Genomic DNA, 269 nt, shown 5'->3' with positions numbered 1-269 from the left:
TACGCAACCCGGTCTCATCGCCCCAGTAAATCTCGGCATCTTCGGCCTTGGCTCGGGCATGAATGGTTGGGTAGTCCTCCTCCAGCCAGCGCTTTACTTCGGCTGGACGCTGCTCATAGGCCTGCTTCTTGGGCTTCTGAACAGTGAACCCCCAGCGTTTCAGATATTCGCCAATGGTGCGAATTGGCACCCACTTCCCGGTTTCCAGCTTGATCAACTCCTGTACGGCCTTGCGTGTCCACAGGGCATACTGAAGCTTCAACTGGTCA

The 269-nt window shown here is 56.1% G+C and carries 1 protein-coding gene; it reads right to left on the bottom strand.

The window, feature by feature from the left end; translation table 11 throughout:
* A partial coding sequence (locus V0R37_RS22260) for a winged helix-turn-helix domain-containing protein (protein WP_420376575.1) occupies positions 1-269 on the bottom strand: 269 nt, incomplete at both ends.

Source organism: Pollutimonas rozaliensis (assembly GCF_048751585.1).
In the GTDB taxonomy this organism is placed as follows: domain Bacteria; phylum Pseudomonadota; class Gammaproteobacteria; order Burkholderiales; family Burkholderiaceae_B.
The sequence above is the reverse complement of the archived record's forward strand: the minus strand, read 5'-3'. Positions and strand labels throughout refer to the sequence as shown.